Raw genomic sequence first — 15,922 nt, forward strand, 5'->3', positions numbered from 1 at the left:
GCGGCGCGTGAGCGTTATGGGGATCACAGAGAGAAGGTAATGAAGATGTAAACAGCTTGATAACTTTGTGCGTATGAATTACAACAGGGGCCATATCCAACAGGTCAGACCTCTGGATCAGTTACGCCACGTTGGCAACCTAACCACGCAAGGAGCAAGCAATGACGACGACCCTCACTCTGCTCGGGGTGATCCTGGTTATCGGAGCCCTGGCCTATCGCCGGGCATCCCTGTTCATCTCCACCCTGGTCACCGGCGCCGCCCTGGCGCTTGGCGCCATCTATGGTCATGTGCCCTTGCTGGTATGGGCGCTGTTCGCGGTGATCGCCATCCCGCTCAATCTGGTGGAATTTCGCCGCAATCAAATAACCAAGCCGCTGTTCAAGATCTACAAATCGATCATGCCGGAGATGTCCCGCACCGAGAAAGAAGCGATCGAAGCGGGCACAACCTGGTGGGAAGCCGATCTGTTCGCGGGCAACCCGGACTGGAAAAAACTGCACGCCATTCCGGTCAGCACCCTATCTGCCGAAGAACAGGCCTTTATGGATGGTCCGGTCGAGGAAGTGTGCCGCATGGTGAGCGACTGGGAAGTGACCCACGAGCGCGCGGATCTCTCCCCCGAGGTGTGGCAATACCTGAAGGACAACAAGTTCTTCGCCATGATCATCAAGAAGAAATATGGCGGTCTGGAGTTCTCGGCCTACGCCCAGTCCTGCGTCCTGCAAAAACTGTGCGGAGCCAGCGCCGTGCTCGCCTCCACCGTCGGCGTGCCCAACTCGCTGGGCCCGGGCGAACTGCTGCAGCACTATGGCACCGACGAGCAGAAAGATTACTACCTGCCCCGCCTGGCGGTAGGTAAAGAGATCCCCTGCTTCGCCCTGACCAGCCCGGAAGCGGGCTCTGACGCCGGCTCCATCCCCGACTTCGGTATCGTCTGCAAGGGTGAGTGGGAAGGAAAAGAGGTGCTCGGTATGCGCCTCACCTGGAACAAGCGCTACATCACGCTCGCCCCTATCGCCACCGTCTTGGGTCTCGCCTTCAAACTGCGTGATCCGGAACACCTGTTGGGGGATGAGGAAGAGCTTGGCATCACCTGCGCCCTCATTCCCACTCACATCAAGGGGGTCGGCATCGGCCGTCGCCACTTCCCGCTCAACGTGCCGTTCCAGAACGGCCCGACCCAGGGCAAGGATGTGTTCGTCCCGCTCGATTTCATCATCGGTGGCCCGGCCATGGCTGGTCAGGGCTGGCGCATGCTGGTCGAGTGTCTGTCGGTTGGCCGCGGTATCACATTGCCCTCCAACAGCACAGGTGGCGTCAAGATGCTGGCCCTGGCAAGCGGCGCCTACAGCCGCATCCGTCGCCAGTTCAAGCTGCCCATCGGCAAGATGGAAGGGATTGAAGAGCCGCTGGCCCGCATCGGTGGCAACGCCTACATCATGGGCGCCGCAGCCAACCTGACCGTGACCGGCATCGACCTTGGCGAGAAGCCCTCGGTCATCTCCGCCATCGTCAAATACCACCTCACCGACCGTGCCCAGAAGTGCATCATCGATGCCATGGACATCCACGGCGGCAAAGCCATCTGCATGGGCCCCAACAACTATCTGGCCCGTGGCTATCAGGGTGCGCCCATCGCCGTTACGGTAGAAGGGGCCAACATCCTGACACGCAGCATGATCATCTATGGTCAGGGCGCTATCCGCTGCCACCCGTATGTACTGCCGGAGATGCTGGCTGCCAGCCACCCGGATAAAGAGCAGGCGCTGAAAGATTTCGACAAGGCAGTATTCAGCCACGTCGGCTTTGCCATCAGCAACCTGGTGCGCAGCTTCTGGCTCGGTATCACCGGCGCCCGCTTTGCCGCTTCACCGTACAAGGATCAGACCAAGGGCTACTACCAGCAGCTCTCCCGCCTTTCGGCCAACCTGGCGTTCCTGTCAGACATGGCGATGGGCACCCTGGGTGGCGAGCTCAAGCGCAAGGAGCGGGTCTCCGCCCGTCTTGGCGACGTGCTGAGCCAGCTTTATCTGGCCTCCAGCGCCCTCAAGCGCTATCAGGATGAGGGACGCCAGCAGGCCGATCGGCCGCTGCTGCACTGGGCACTGCAAGATGCCATGTTCAAGGCACAAGAGGCGATCGACGAGCTGCTTCGCAACTTCCCGAACCGCTGGATTGGTCTGGCCCTTCGCGCCGTGGTGCTGCCGCTTGGCCGTGACCTGAACCGTCCGTGCGACAAGCTGGACCAACAGGTTGCCCGTCTGCTGCAAACCCCGAGCGAGACCCGCAGCCGCCTGGCCAAGGGCCAATACCTGACGCGCGAAGAGGGCAACCCCTTCGGCCTGCTGGAGCAGGCGCTCGATGACGTGCTGGCCGCCGAGCCGCTGTTCGAGAAAGTCTGCAAGAGCGATGGCATCAAGCGTCCCTTCATGGCGCTGGACAAGGTGGCCGACATCGGCCTGGCCGCTGGTGTGCTGACCCAGAGCGAAGCCGAGCTGCTGCGCCGCGCCGAGGTAAGTCGCCTGCGCACCATCAACGTCGATGATTTTGACCCCATCGATCTGGTGGCCAACAAGAAGCTGTTTGAAGCCTCCGCTTACCATCACGCGGCCTGATAACCAGCTATCGACAACGCCTCCCTTGTGGAGGCGTTTTTTATGGGCGCTCACCACTATTCACGGCCCGAACAGTCACCACTCGCACGCACAGCTCCCCCGACCAGCTGCGGGCCCCGTGTGGTCAGCTGGGAAAAAAGGCACAATAGCTGACAAATCGAATCACCAAGGAAGCCAAGATGACCCTTGAGCACCTGATCCTGTGGCGCCGCGACCTGCACCGCCTGCCGGAAGCCGCCTGGAAAGAGTTTCGCACCACCAGCCTGATTGCCCACCACCTGAGCGAGCTCGGTTATCGCATCGTGCTCGGCGACAAACTGCTGGCCAGCAATCTGATGATGGGCCGTGATGTGGATGTGGCGGCCGAGAAGGCTCGCGCCCGCCGTCAGGGGGCCCATCCCGACTGGCTGGAACGGATCGGCGATGTCACCGGGCTGATGGGGGAGCTGGATACCGGCCGCCCCGGCCCGACCCTGGCCTTTCGCTTCGACATCGATGCGGTGGAGGTGGAAGAGTCCGACGCCGAACAGCACCAGCCGCAGCAAGAGGGTTTTGCCTCCCACAACAAGGGGTGGATGCACGCCTGCGCTCACGATGGCCACACCGCCATCGGCATGGGGCTGGCCAGCCAGTTGATGGCGATGAAAGAGCAGCTGTGTGGTCGCATCAAGCTCTTCTTCCAGCCGGCCGAAGAGGGGTGCCGCGGTGGCAAGGCGCTGGCGGCCGGTGGTGCACTCGATGACGTGGATGCCCTGCTTTCGCTCCATATCGGTATTCACGCTGGCAGCGGCGAGCTGGTGATCAATCCCACCGAATTTCTCTGCTCCACCAAGTTCGACGTCCACTTTATGGGCACCGCCGCCCATGCAGGGCTCGAGCCCAATGCCGGCAGCAATGCGCTGGCCGCCGCCTGCATGGCCACCACCGCCATGCTAGGCATCCCCCGCCACCGCGACGGCATGACCCGCATCAACGTCGGCCAGCTTCACGCTGGCAGCGGCCGCAACGTCATCCCCGATCATGCCGAGCTACGCGGTGAGACCCGCGGCGCCGACAGCGCGCTCAACGACTACATGTTCAGTCAGGTACAGCGCATCGTCGAAGGTACCGCCCTAGCCCACGGCGTCACCTACCGCATCATCAAGCAGGGTGAGGCCATTGCGCTCGACAACAGCCCAGCGCTGCAGGCCGAGCTGGCGGCGCTGGCCCGCAAGCAAGGGCTTGCCACCATCCAGACTCGCCGCTTTGGCGCCAGCGAAGATGCCGGTTTTCTGATGGAGCGGGTGCAAAAGCAGGGGGGCGAAGCGGCTTACCTCATCCTGGGGGCCGATCTGGCGGCGCCGCACCATCACAACGAATTCGATTTCGATGAGCGGGTGATGCAAAGCGGGGTCGAGCTGCTGGCCGCCTGGGCACGCGCCCGGCTGGGCGTGACAGAAGCAGCCCTCTCTTGATATCCCCTCGGCCAGCTCACCAGCTAACGGGATCAAAAAAAGGCGCCTCGGCGCCTTTTTTCTGCAAGAAAAACCTGAGCGCTACTCGCGGTGCTTGCGATGCACATCGGGGCGACCACCGGTCACGCTATCGGCTCTCCCCTCCTCTTTGGCCTTCTCGGCCCGCTTTTTGCGCATCTCGCGGGGATCGGCGATGAGCGGGCGGTAGATCTCGATACGATCGCCGTCGTGCAGCGGCTCGCTCCCTTTCACCGGGCGGCTGTAGATGCCGAACTTGTTGACCGACAAGTCAATCTCGGGGTGCTTTTGCACGATGCCGGACTGCTCGATGGCCGCCAGCACGCAGGTCTCGGGCGCCACCCGCAGGGCAATCACCGTCTGCTGCTGCGGCAAGGCATAGACAACCTCGATATTGAGCTGGTCAGACACCGTAGACCTCCTTCGCCCGGTTGGAGAAGGCGGAGACCATGGAGCTCACCAGATCGCGGAATACCTGACCAAAGGCCACCTCGATGAGCTTGGAGGTAAACTCGAAATCGAGATCAAACTCCACCTTGCAGGCGTCGACATCAAGCGGGGTAAAGGTCCACCAGCCCGCCAGCTTGCGGAACGGGCCATCCACCAGCTCCATCCTGATCTGGCGGTTCACATCCAGCTGATTGCGGGTAGTAAAGGTCTTGGCAATCCCCGCCTTGGCCACATCGACCGACGCCATCATGTAGTCATCGCCAGCCTCGTGGACACGGCTGCCGACACAGCCGGGCAAAAACTGCGGGTAGGCATCCACATCGTTAACCAACTTGAACATCTGTTCTGCACTGAACATCACCAGGGCACTGCGCGTAATTCGGGGCATGGCTTTTCCTCATCCAATCGGCGCGATTTTATCACCATGTTTGGGGTTGTGGAGGTAAAACCTCAGCCAAACCGCTCAGAAAGCCACCACTTGACCTGCTGCGCGTTTTACAGCCGTCCCTGCCTACGTATAATACGAGCCTCCTAGTCATTGCCGGAAATCGCCCGTCATGAGCAAAAAAAACAGTAAAAACAAAGCCGGGTCCAGCACCATTGCACTCAACAGAACCGCGCGCCACGAATACTTCATCGAAGAGAAGATCGAAGCGGGTCTGTCCCTGCAAGGGTGGGAAGTCAAATCCCTGCGGGCGGGCAAGGCCAACATCAGCGAAGCCTATGTCATCTTCCGCGATGGCGAGGCCTATCTGTTCGGCTCCAGCTTCCTGCCACTGCAAGCGGCCTCCAGCCACGTGGTATGTGACCCGACCCGCACCCGCAAACTGCTGCTGAGCCGTCGTGAACTCGACAAGCTCGAAAGCCTGATCGCCCGTCAGGGCTACACCATAGTTCCCCTCGCCCTCTACTGGAAACAGTGCTGGGTCAAGGTCGAGATCGGTCTGGTGAAGGGCAAGAAAGAGCACGACAAGCGCGAAGATACCAAGGCCCGCGAATGGGATCGGGAAAAAGCTCGCATCATGAAGAACAAGCATCGCGGCTAACCTGCTACTGGCAGGATCAGGACGTCAGTTCACCTTCCCCCGGCGCAGCTGGCTCTTCAGGCTCAGCTGCGTACAATAAATCGGCAAACAGACTGGCTGCCAGAGGGAATGGGTATCAACGCCTTGCTATGACAGCATTTTTGCGTACAATCGCAATTAACAACTTGGGGCTGATTCTGGATTCGACAAGATTCACGAAACCCAAGGTGCATGCCGAGGTGCGGTAGGCCTCGTTAATAAACCGCAAAAAAATAGTCGCAAACGACGAAAACTACGCACTAGCAGCTTAATAACCTGCATAGAGCCCTTCTACCCTAGCTTGCCTGTGTCCTAGGGAATCGGAAGGTCATCCTTCACAGGATCGTGTGGAAGTCCTGCTCGGGGCGGAAGCATTAAAACCAATCGAGCTAGTCAATTCGTGGCGTGTCTCTCCGCAGCGGGTTGGCGAATGTAAAGAGTGACTAAGCATGTAGTGCCAAGGATGTAGTAATTTTGGACGGGGGTTCAAATCCCCCCAGCTCCACCACCTTCTAAAGCCCTGATTCGTCAGGGCTTTTTCTTTATGGCTGGTCAGGGAGTGACACACTGAGGTGTCACATATGCTCTATCCCGGTCTCATCAAAAACCGCTGTGGTGTCTACTGCTACCGCCTGATCTTCCCCCCGGCCCTCCGCCAGTACGGCGCTCCTCGTGAGACCCGTTTTTCACTCGGCACAAAAAATCGCGCTAAAACGGGAGAATTGTGGATCCATGCTTTCAAAATTGGCAGGCTCCTGCTCGACGAATTATTGGAATTAGTTCAGGAAGTCGATCAGGAAGTAGACATGGCCGAAATCTCAGAAATCATGAAGGCGAAGATCGCCGCGAAAAGAGAACAAATCCGACTCGGGGAGCAGTTGGCCATACTGCAAGATGAGATTAACAAGCAACGTCTTGAAGCACTACGCTCTCGCAAAGAGCTGGAGACGTCTCAGGCAGTGACTCAGAAGGCAAAGGCGCTGGCCCGAAAAGCGGTTGGCATTGCCCAACGGACACAAGGTCAGCTCATCGAATCCCGGCGGACGGCAAACGCTCTCGCCACGTTGCCAACAACGATCAACGCCGAGCCTGTACCCGTCGGTGGAGCCTTGGTTGCCCCCTCTACATGTGGTCAATCGTTGGAATGGCTGGTGGCCCGATTCAACGAACACAGCGCAACAGTTTTGAAGTTGAGCACCTCCACGCTAAAAGATCGCAAGGGCAATCTTGCGCGTTTTCTCGATATTCTCGGCCCGCTTGACAGCGCGACGCTTAGTGCCGCAGATATTGCCCACTATCGAGAGGTTATCCGCACGATCCCTAAGAATCTCCCGAAACAACCAATTTGGAAGGAGCGCCCCGAGGATCCCGTGCTGCGGCGTAACTGGTATCTGGACTTAGGCAAGCGGGGCCTTCCCTCTCTGTCCGAACAAGGACAGAAGACCCACTTCAACGATGTCAGGCCCTTCCTCAGATGGCTCAGGGCCGAGCGATATGTCACCGAGGATTTCAGCGATATGCTGACTCCGGTGAAGAACGATGCCGATTATCAGGAGCGCGGGCGCCCCTTCACTCCAGAGCAACTGGACAAACTCGTCAATGGACTTTGGAGAGCCGAGGGTAAATCCCCCCGTGAACAGCCGAAAGATTGGCATTTCTGGGCACCATTGCTCGGCCTGACTACCGGGATGCGTGGTGACGAGCTAGGGCGGCTCACCGTGGCGGATGTGATGGACGTGGGCGGCATCATCATGCTCAACGTACCGGGCACCAAAACCGACAACGCCGAGCGCATAATCCCGCTCCCTATCGTGGTCTTAAACGCGGGTTTTATGCAGTTAGTAGACTGGGCGCGGATGTCTGGTGACAACGCGCGACTGTTTCCGAACTGGCTGCATGGTGGCAGCAAGAGTGCAAAAAATTACTCGGCCTCACTGGGCAAGTGGTTCAACTACGAACAGGGTGCAGGACTTCTGGCGAAGCTCGACATTTGGCAAACCGATCATCAAGTCAGCTTTCACAGCCTGCGGCATACCTTCGCCACATGCGCCCACCATGCAGACACAGACCTGAAACAGATACAGATGATCTTGGGACACGGCTCCGATTTGCGGAAAACCTACGGCTTGCCAGCCCCTAGGGATTTAGGCGCGACGGTGGACTATATCAAGCCAAATGTCAGCTATAGCCCAAGGATGCAGGAGGCTTGCAGATCTCTTCGTGACGCAATCAACCGTGTGGATTTTGGCATCGACCTAACCGGGATCAATTGGCTTGATTGGCGTAAGGCCAAAAAAATGAAGGAGCACGTATGACTCGTATCGACTTCAATGGCACACAACTACGCCTATATCTTCCCTGTGGTTGCCTGATCACTGAGGGATACCGGGAGCACTGTATGGCACCTTGCGATGGCTTTAGCTGGAGCGAATCAGAATTGGTCAGAGCAGGATGGCACTTTGTTTGGGCTTTCTTGGCTGAAGAAGGCACGGATCTAGGGGAATTATCGCCCTCTGAGCTTGCAACTCATCTTGAGCCATTTGAAGGGCTATTGGTGGACGATACCCAGCTCAAACAAGTCTTACAACTCGGGAATCTGCTACTCGGTAAAAAGCGTCGTTTGAATTCCTGACGGAATTTTCAAAATCGTAATTAGTATGTGGCGCTTTCATAGCGCCACTTACACAGACCAACCGAACCAATCTTTGGTCAATGTTCGACCATCTAACCCCGATCAACTTCGCTCACCGGATGTAAGCATCTCGATTCGTGATTAAACGTCATTTCACTAACCCTATAGGTCTCCCCCAAAGTATCACGGTGCCCTTCTAGCGCATCAGAGAGCGTTTGGAGGCGATTATTTTGATATGACCTAGATTTCAAAATCGCAGTATCGATTTTCTCGCCTAGGGACTCGTTACCACTCGTTTTTTCTAGGACTTTTGTTTTATTGCTGAGGCTGGTGGACTGGTTCCGGGCTTGAACACATAAATCACGAACGATGGCGGCAACATGCTCATAATGTGCTCTCCCAGACTGCGCCATGATACGAGGCGTATAGCAAACGGCATTGCCCTTCACCACATCTTTGAGCATGTAGCCGGATGCCCATTGGATTGCCCCCTGAATCCCGGTGCAATGTTTGATAACCAGTTGGTGCTTGGGATTGGAACCATCCCACTTACCCCCAAAGCTCTTGAGCTGTTTACGCTGCTTGTCGGTCACGTCGCCGGGAACAAAGCTGTGCATGTGGGCACGACCTTTTTCGTCATATTCAAAGCAGAAAGGGACGCTAAGGCCGAAGATCTCGGGGAGTTTCTTCCTCGCTATCTCTTTAAGGTTTTCAAGGGGACGCTTGGACTTCGATTCAGACAAATTCAAGTTGACGGTAGAATACGTCCCCTTACTAGCCTGTAGGTAATAGACCACTCCGAACGCCCAACGCTCAGGCAGGGAAAGATCGTCCCACTCTGGTAATGGGTTTTTCTTCCAGCCTTTGACGACTTCGATTTGAATAGGGTTTCGAGTAGGATCAGGGTTAACACCCGTAACCACGGCTCTCACTACTTGAACCAGAGCAACAGGGCTAAAAAGTGCCGCCAACACTGACACTACTCGGGATATTTTGCGCCTTTGGGTAACTCTTTTTTTTCCACTTTTTCCCGTTTGTTGGAGAGCACTTTTTGATACAGCTCGCTTTCCCAAATCAGCCATGACTTGGTTAGTCAAATACCAGAAACGCCGCTGCTCACCACTAGCATATGAGTCTCTCTCAATAAGTGGTCTGCGAAGCTCTACACGCTTAAGGATGATGCGGGGGGATAATGCTAATTTTGATGACCGGTCATTGTGTGCCGGATCTGCAACTGGTATGCTCATAATCTGTAGATATTCCTTTATGCCGCCCTACGGCGGCTTTTCTTATTGAGGTTGCAATGACACAACTCAAAGCAACACTTGTGAATCTACCTTCCAGCCTAGCCGAGCAGATACGCCAAAACGGCGGTCTACTGCACCTTGGCAGCACCACAATGAGCGATAGGGTTCCAGCGAAAAGAAAACAAAGATCTGGTGAGAAACGACCACACCAGCAGCAAAATGACAACACTCAACTAGACGAAGTGATTGCCGTCATTTTTGATCGGTGAACTAAAGCCCGTCAATGGGCGGTTCCTTCCCCTCTGAAACGGCCAACCATGCCGCATCAACATCCTCTCTGATTGCTTCAACTTCTTCAGCTGTCAGGTCTCGTACAATAAGCTCTGGCAACTCTTCCAGCCCTTCAGGGTCAGCCCCTAAAGTGAGCACCTGCCGCAAGCTATCAGATGCCAGCTTGGATGCTGTGGCGATACTGGAAATTGCCCTCGCAACTTTTAATGGATCAGTTTTATCCTCCTTTCCCAACCTTTCCAGAAGCTCCCAGGATTGGCTCAGGATCCGCTCGCATATTGCTGCCTGAGACCGAACAAGGCGAGCTGCCTCCATACGCACAAATTCAACACCAAGACTATCAAGCAGAGAAGCTCTGGCCTCTTCAATCAGCTCAGCTCGAAGCGAGCCGGGAATAGTCTTTGTTCGCGCCCGAATCCGTCGAAGAGTCGCCGGGGATAATCCTGTCTGCTGAGAAATTGCCGTTATAGGCCAACCAGCAGCAATCGCAGCAGCAGCCTGAGATTCAAGTTCAGGGGGTGTCCTGCGCATCATGCAACCCCTTGATCCCGAGCGCATCAGACGGGACTAATTGCTCCCATCGGATAATTGCCAGCTCTACCAGTTGCGTTGGTGACATATTCAGGGCGCTTGCCCATATCGACACACGCTCAGCAACAGGGCGAGAGAGCCGGATAACTTGCACAGTCTTTTGCGGCTTCATACCTGTCCCCCCTCATTCCCTAAACCTTTCTGCTCTTCGCAAAACAGCGTCCATAAACGAGCATTGCCATTGTGATAAGTGCCTTGGACAGCTCGCACATTGTCACAACTTAGAGGGGTGAGCTCCGGTGACTGCGGTACTTGAGATAACAAAGCACCAAAGAAGTCATTCTCAATCGATAGATGCATCGAAATCATATCCATCCCGACAGGGGCCATCATCAAGGAGCGGATAAACTCACGTAGTCCCAACACCTGCTGCATTGCAAAGAATCGACGACTATCAATTTTTCTACTCTCACAGATATGGCGAACTGCACCATAAACACGGGCATCAATAACACGCGCTTGTTCTTCATTGGTCTTTTGAACATCAAGGATCACATCGCGAGCCGCCTCCAAGTCACCTTTATCCATCAGTGTGAGTGCATATGACAGCTTACTAGCAGTAACACCATGAGCCTGTTCAAAGCGAGTTTCCGGGATCATACCTTACCTCCATTACGAGCCAGCGCCGCTGCAATACGATAAGCACCGCCAAGGTTGCCTAGTTCGATCGTGTGTTGGCGCTGCTTCTCGATTTCCTCCTTAACCTCCATGCGCATCCTGTCCGTCCGATCGAGAGGGGAATCAAGCTCATCAATCCAACCTGTTTTCACTTCACCAGTGACGATCTCATCATCTTGAATCCGCTCAATCGGTAAATCGGCAAGCTCAGCTAAAAACGCTTTGTCCTTGCCTTCCAGATAGTGCGCGTCCTCACCCAGCCGTACAGCGAGCTGGCGTTTTAATTCGCTAAACCTCATGTATAAGCCCTTATATTTCATAATGTTAGCTATGTAACCATGTTACACAAATAGATACCCGTTCACCATAATTTGATAAAAAAAACCGGCTCGTAGCCGGTATGGACTTCATGTCTGTAAGTGATCTTAATTCGCCGCTAAGCTGCCCGACAGGCACGTTTTACACTCGCGGTAGATATTCCAAAGTATTCGGCGGTCGCTTGAATACTTGCACCGTTTTCCTTACGCCATTTAGCAACTGCTGTATCATCGATCACCTTCTCACGGCCTAGCACCTTACCCTCTGCCTTGGCCTTAGCGATCCCGGCCATCTGACGAGCCTTGATATTTGAGCGCTCCAACTCTGCGACAGCGGCCAGCATGGTTAGCATTGCCTTCCCGATTGGCGTGGACAGATCAAACCCTTCCCGCAAGCTGATAATCGACACACCCTTAGCTTGCAACGCCTCAACCGTGCGCAAAACGTCGATAGTGTCGCGCCCAAGACGGTCAACGGCGGGAACAATTAGCGTATCCCCCTTCCGCACAAACTTGAACAGCTCGGAGAATTCCGGGCGCTCTAGTGCCTTCACTGCGCCAGATATGCCCTCGTCTGAGAACCACGTTTCTACCTTGTGGATCTGCTCAATGCTGTGTCGCTGTGCCTCTACGCTCTGCTCACCAGTGCTCACCCTCAGATACCCGATAACCGCCATACCGATCCCCCATAAATAGCTCATAAACTATGGCTCACAATATATGTGTGGCTCATAATGAAATCAACACTTTTGAGCCACCCTTTTCAGTGGGGGGGGTTGGGAGGCTCAAAAGGTACAATTTGTGAGCCATCCCATAGAGTTAAGCAGCGGTCTTTAAACTTTCTGCAATGTTAAGGTTTATGGCGTTTAGATCGTGCAATGTACATCTATGAGTATGCCTATCAGCAGCTAGATATATAAAAAAGTAGAGGCACCCACTTGGCGCCTCTAGTCTTTCGTTTGCTGTGTCAAAATACAGTCAACCAAAGACAGTTTTGAAAAAAACTTGGTCTTTAGTGGATTTTTTAGCTATTTTAGTTGCTTTCTCTGCATTTTTTTCATCTTTAACTTGGATGGGCAGAATATCTATCTGGTCCCAACGCTTCACAGAACCCATCTGATACTCTTGTAAAACTTTAGCGAGATCCACTTGCTCACCCTCCACTTTTACACACAGATCAGGCCGAGTAGGAAACATGGCTGTATCTCCTGTCTAATAGAATGCCGCTTATATAAGCATGCATATTGTGCGCCAAGTAAAGTCCTTGCTAATGATGCACAAAAAACACCGTCATAAGTACCTATTTTATAGGTTAATCCCGTTACGCTCCTAAGGTTATGGCTGGCTGAAACGGGATATTACATTCATGTGCTCACTGCTTTTTGACGGCTTAGCATTGTTTCTATTATGTTGTGACAATAACATCTCAAGCACACAAATCAAGCCGCAAACGAGAACCATCATGCTTTTAATGCGGTGACTTCACCTTCATGATGCTCTGCTTCATCATCAGTAGTGTTACCAGCCTGCTCCTCAACCTGCTCGGCATCGTCCACTCCATTGACATCATCTTCAGACTCAGGTTCTGGATGATCTTTAATGGTGAGACCCTCTGAGGCACCACAATCATGACCAGAGTGACTCAGCTGCTCATCGCCTAGCGATTCAGCAGGTAAGAATTGATTGAGGTGAAGCAGAAGGGGTTCTGAGCCAGAGATACGCTCGGCAACAAACTGTCCCAATATGCCAGTTAAATCTAGCAATAGTTCGTGGGGTTCTTTGACATTATTGAACAGTCGATCTTCCGCTTCCGAGCGATCAACCACATATGAATGTGAGGGATACTTAGCGATCAGATGTTCTATTGCCCCATGTTTTAAGATCCCTTTGTTCAGTCTCTTACCGTACTCAAATGCAATCTCCATGGAACGACTAACTTCCCCTAGACGCATTGGTTCTAGCTGTTCATAGATCGGGCTCAGAAGTCCAATTGTCACCTTGGTTGCAGCTTCTAGTGCTTGCTTAGTACTTAACCTAGCCCCCATTCGTAAGTCCATAAATTGGGTTCTCATGAGCTCGTTACTACGCTCAGCGAGAGTACTCAGTGCTTGAAATGAATCTAGACCTGAGTTTCTTTCGTAATACTCCTCTTTATTCATCAACTGGATATCTAGCGGTCCAAACTCCCCACTATCAGTCATCCAAATCTCATTCGCACATAACGCCAAAAGTGTGCCAGAACTTTTACAGTAACCATCAACAAACACCGTTACTCGGTTGTAGGCGTTTTGAAGTGCTTTCCCCATTCTGTAGGCGCTATCAGGGATTCCCCCGTATGTTGACACCCAGAGAATGACATGATCATTCTTACTGAATTGGTTAATAATATTGCGAAAATTGACATCAGCAGGAGAACCTATCCCCCCAGAATATACAACTACATCAGCCTCAAGCTGGCGCTCTATCTCTAAAGCTAACTCACCAAGCCGCTGTGGAATCGGAACAGGTTGGGCATCAATGTCACCCTGCTCGCAAGACTCATCCAGAGTCATGTCTTTCACCTTGAGTGAGATATCAAGCACCCCACGAGAATTCTTCATCTTCAGCTCCTAAAGAATCTTAATCTGTACGAATATACATAAATTAAGAGTCAGGATCAGAGATTGGCATCTCATTATATAAAAGTCTCATTTGGAAGTTGAACCGGAGTCAAAATTTTGGTGTCATACCGAAGGGTCACAGAAATGATTCGCTGGAACAGGTCATCTAACTGATTGATCTTAAATGACAAACTAAAAATTGGTTGTCACTCACCCCAGCTCCACCAAACGTTTGGAAAGGGCCACCTCGCAAGAGGTGGCCCTTTTTTATCGAGTTTATCTAGCGTGAAAGCCTCAACGTCTCACAGAAAGCGCAGGGGAATATTCACACTGGGGGCTGTGACGTCAACAAACTGGTCAATACCACGCCACAACCTAGCATGCTCACGGAGTGCTTGCTGATAGGCCCAAGTGGCGATGGCGGTAGAACGCACGGCGTCGACGCTCACCAGAGGGGCCAGCTCGTCAGTGAGGTACGCCCCGTGAGTCAGGATATTCTGCTCGTACCAGGCATCCCTGTGCTCGGGAGCGGCGAGAAAATCCCGTTTGCTCCGGTTACAGTTGGCGTGTGCCAGTACGAAGTTGTGGCCCAAATCGATTGGATAACGACGCCAGGAGATGAAATGGTCTACCTCGCCATTCCCGTGTATCGCCTTGTTACAGTAAAAACAGGTTCCCGCCTGCAAGTCCCTCAAAACCTCCCCCACTCGCCCCAGCGCCTGACGGCTTGAACCAAAGAGAAAATTCTCCAGCCCTACACTGGGGCCAATCAGTGGCTGATTCCCCTTGATGTCGCAGATAAGCTGCAACCAATGCTGTCGGGAGAGGGAGACCACCAGATCGTAAAAGCGGTGGAGACAGTAGAGAATGCCGGGGTTCAGGCAGATATGATCCGCGCCCCTTTGATGAGGATAGAGGTGTCACTCCTCTCGCCCACCCAATATCTGCAGACGCCACAAGGGCCCCTCAACAAGGATGCGCCGAACTCGGGCAAGAAGAGGCCGCCAGGCGTCGTGACGACGCAGTGCAGTTACCGAGCGGACCCCCTCTGCACGCAGCCGGGACAACTCCGTCAGCATGATGGCCTGACGACCGCTGCTCTGTTTGAGCAAGGTAGCCGTTTCTCCCGTCGCCGAGTAGGGCAGACTGTGCTGCCAATAAAGCTCCACAAACTTGGTGGCCAGTTCGTCCAGCGTAATAGTGCGCGCCGCGGTCAGATCATGGGTCTCGGTACTGCGTTCAATCGCGATATCTGCAATCCCGTGAAGCAAGGCGCACTTGTAAGTGGCCACAAAATCGCCTTCGGTAAAGATGCGTTGCAGATAGGCAATAAAAGCGAGTTGTTGCTCAGGGGAGGCGTGCATGTTCACCCCCAAGGATCAGACTCTGCCAACTCAAGCCGCTACGCGCCAAGGCATCCTCCTGTGGTTCTGACACATGGAGCAGTGTCATCCCCTCCTCCAATGCAAGCCGCTCCACCTCATCGACAGCTACCGGATACATGGCTCGCTCCCGCATATCCTGCTCCGAGATAACCAAACGAAGACTCAATACCAGATAACCATCTGGTGAGAGCAGCTCATGAAGACGTGCCAGCGCCAAGGGACGAGACTCCGGGGGGAGATGCATCCAGACAGCACTGAGCAAAATCAGATCAAAAGTACCGGTCACGCGAGAGAGAGCCGGCATAGCGTCATTGACCCACGCAACTGCAGCCTCACAGGTATGACATTGACCTTGTAGAGCGAGTGACTGACAGGGCTCGGCAGCGACCACAGTGTTGCCCTGATGGAGCCCCGCTAAAAACGCGGCATCCCGACCACTGCCAGCCCCCACATCAAACACCCTGCGCGGTGCAGCCAAAAGCCAAGGCTCCAGCAGAGTGAGCCAGTCGCAATGAACAGTGCGCGCAGATACCTGCTGGTAACGGGTCGCCAATTCGGTGGCGTGGCGCTGCTAGTAATCGAGGGACACTATGCGTTCCGATCGGAGAAGTAAGAGAAATAGTCCAACAAGATCAGT

Annotated in this window: 18 protein-coding genes and 1 other RNA gene; 7 read left to right on the forward strand and 12 right to left on the reverse strand. The window is 54.3% G+C overall.

Annotation, left to right across the window (positions count from 1 at the left end):
* Window positions 1–161 precede the first annotated feature (161 nt).
* Both fadE and G5332_RS04760 read left to right on the forward strand, forming a co-directional pair.
* Window positions 162–2,618, forward strand: coding sequence for an acyl-CoA dehydrogenase FadE (gene fadE / locus G5332_RS04755; RefSeq protein WP_421311149.1), 2,457 nt, complete (start codon window positions 162–164; stop codon window positions 2,616–2,618).
* Between the two features lie 179 nt (window positions 2,619–2,797).
* On the forward strand, window positions 2,798–4,072 hold the full coding sequence (locus G5332_RS04760) for an amidohydrolase (RefSeq protein ID WP_236371193.1): 1,275 nt from the start codon (window positions 2,798–2,800) through the stop codon (window positions 4,070–4,072).
* Window positions 4,073–4,153: 81 nt separating this feature from the next.
* Here the strand turns inward: G5332_RS04760 and G5332_RS04765 are convergent, their stop codons facing one another.
* Window positions 4,154–4,501: an RnfH family protein gene (locus G5332_RS04765; protein ID WP_005334494.1), complete on the reverse strand. Its 348-nt coding sequence runs from the start codon at window positions 4,499–4,501 to the stop codon at window positions 4,154–4,156.
* The gene (locus G5332_RS04770) at window positions 4,494–4,928 is read right to left on the reverse strand and encodes an SRPBCC family protein (protein ID WP_005334496.1); all 435 of its coding nucleotides are present in this window, start codon (window positions 4,926–4,928) and stop codon (window positions 4,494–4,496) included. Before G5332_RS04770 ends, G5332_RS04765 begins: the two co-directional genes overlap by 8 nt.
* A 169-nt stretch (window positions 4,929–5,097) precedes the next feature.
* Here G5332_RS04770 and smpB point away from each other — a divergent pair, with 169 nt between their 5' ends.
* The 4 genes from smpB (at window position 5,098) to G5332_RS04790 (ending at window position 8,236) form a co-directional block, all read left to right on the forward strand.
* Window positions 5,098–5,586, forward strand: coding sequence for an SsrA-binding protein SmpB (gene smpB, locus G5332_RS04775; protein WP_005334498.1), 489 nt, complete (start codon window positions 5,098–5,100; stop codon window positions 5,584–5,586).
* A 166-nt stretch (window positions 5,587–5,752) separates the two neighbouring features.
* Window positions 5,753–6,112, forward strand: a transfer-messenger RNA (tmRNA) gene (gene ssrA / locus G5332_RS04780).
* A 73-nt stretch (window positions 6,113–6,185) separates the two neighbouring features.
* The gene (locus G5332_RS04785; RefSeq protein WP_421311150.1) at window positions 6,186–7,919 is read left to right on the forward strand and encodes a tyrosine-type recombinase/integrase; all 1,734 of its coding nucleotides are present in this window, start codon (window positions 6,186–6,188) and stop codon (window positions 7,917–7,919) included.
* The gene (locus G5332_RS04790; RefSeq protein WP_412780725.1) at window positions 7,916–8,236 is read left to right on the forward strand and encodes a hypothetical protein; all 321 of its coding nucleotides are present in this window, start codon (window positions 7,916–7,918) and stop codon (window positions 8,234–8,236) included. Before G5332_RS04785 ends, G5332_RS04790 begins: the two co-directional genes overlap by 4 nt.
* Window positions 8,237–8,328: 92 nt before the next feature.
* Here G5332_RS04790 and G5332_RS04795 read toward each other — a convergent pair whose 3' ends face one another.
* Window positions 8,329–9,483, reverse strand: coding sequence for a hypothetical protein (locus G5332_RS04795; protein WP_412780726.1), 1,155 nt, complete (start codon window positions 9,481–9,483; stop codon window positions 8,329–8,331).
* A 56-nt stretch (window positions 9,484–9,539) separates the two neighbouring features.
* Here G5332_RS04795 and G5332_RS04800 point away from each other — a divergent pair, with 56 nt between their 5' ends.
* On the forward strand, window positions 9,540–9,752 hold the full coding sequence (locus G5332_RS04800) for a hypothetical protein (protein WP_076495488.1): 213 nt from the start codon (window positions 9,540–9,542) through the stop codon (window positions 9,750–9,752).
* Window position 9,753: 1 nt separating this feature from the next.
* Here G5332_RS04800 and G5332_RS04805 read toward each other — a convergent pair whose 3' ends face one another.
* From G5332_RS04805 to G5332_RS04845, 9 genes are all read right to left on the reverse strand, one after another.
* The gene (locus tag G5332_RS04805; protein WP_128835309.1) at window positions 9,754–10,308 is read right to left on the reverse strand and encodes a hypothetical protein; all 555 of its coding nucleotides are present in this window, start codon (window positions 10,306–10,308) and stop codon (window positions 9,754–9,756) included.
* A 165-nt stretch (window positions 10,309–10,473) separates the two neighbouring features.
* Window positions 10,474–10,965 carry a hypothetical protein gene (locus tag G5332_RS04810; RefSeq protein ID WP_076495482.1) on the reverse strand — a complete coding sequence of 164 codons (492 nt, stop codon included), beginning with the start codon at window positions 10,963–10,965 and terminating at the stop codon, window positions 10,474–10,476.
* Window positions 10,962–11,282 (reverse strand): hypothetical protein, encoded by a 321-nt coding sequence (locus tag G5332_RS04815; RefSeq protein ID WP_236663880.1) that lies wholly within the window; start codon window positions 11,280–11,282, stop codon window positions 10,962–10,964. The genes G5332_RS04810 and G5332_RS04815 overlap by 4 nt, the downstream gene beginning before the upstream one ends.
* A gap of 137 nt (window positions 11,283–11,419) precedes the next feature.
* Window positions 11,420–12,001, reverse strand: coding sequence for a recombinase family protein (locus tag G5332_RS04820; protein ID WP_236663618.1), 582 nt, complete (start codon window positions 11,999–12,001; stop codon window positions 11,420–11,422).
* Between the two features lie 277 nt (window positions 12,002–12,278).
* On the reverse strand, window positions 12,279–12,497 hold the full coding sequence (locus G5332_RS04825) for a S8 family serine peptidase (RefSeq protein ID WP_421311151.1): 219 nt from the start codon (window positions 12,495–12,497) through the stop codon (window positions 12,279–12,281).
* Between the two features lie 263 nt (window positions 12,498–12,760).
* Entirely contained in the window at window positions 12,761–13,900 is a 1,140-nt protein-coding gene (locus G5332_RS04830) for an SDH family Clp fold serine proteinase (protein ID WP_421311152.1), read from the reverse strand.
* Window positions 13,901–14,202: 302 nt separating this feature from the next.
* Entirely contained in the window at window positions 14,203–14,709 is a 507-nt protein-coding gene (locus G5332_RS04835; RefSeq protein WP_421249119.1) for an HNH endonuclease, read from the reverse strand.
* A gap of 111 nt (window positions 14,710–14,820) precedes the next feature.
* Window positions 14,821–15,264, reverse strand: a complete 444-nt coding sequence (locus G5332_RS04840) for a hypothetical protein (RefSeq protein ID WP_421230725.1) — start codon at window positions 15,262–15,264, stop codon at window positions 14,821–14,823.
* Complete coding sequence (locus G5332_RS04845) at window positions 15,248–15,838, reverse strand: class I SAM-dependent methyltransferase (RefSeq protein ID WP_421230726.1); 591 nt, start codon at window positions 15,836–15,838, stop codon at window positions 15,248–15,250. The genes G5332_RS04840 and G5332_RS04845 overlap by 17 nt, the downstream gene beginning before the upstream one ends.
* Window positions 15,839–15,922 lie beyond the last annotated feature (84 nt).

It is taken from the genome of Aeromonas sp. 603757 (genome assembly GCF_049171255.1).
In the GTDB taxonomy this organism is placed as follows: domain Bacteria; phylum Pseudomonadota; class Gammaproteobacteria; order Enterobacterales; family Aeromonadaceae; genus Aeromonas; species Aeromonas veronii_A.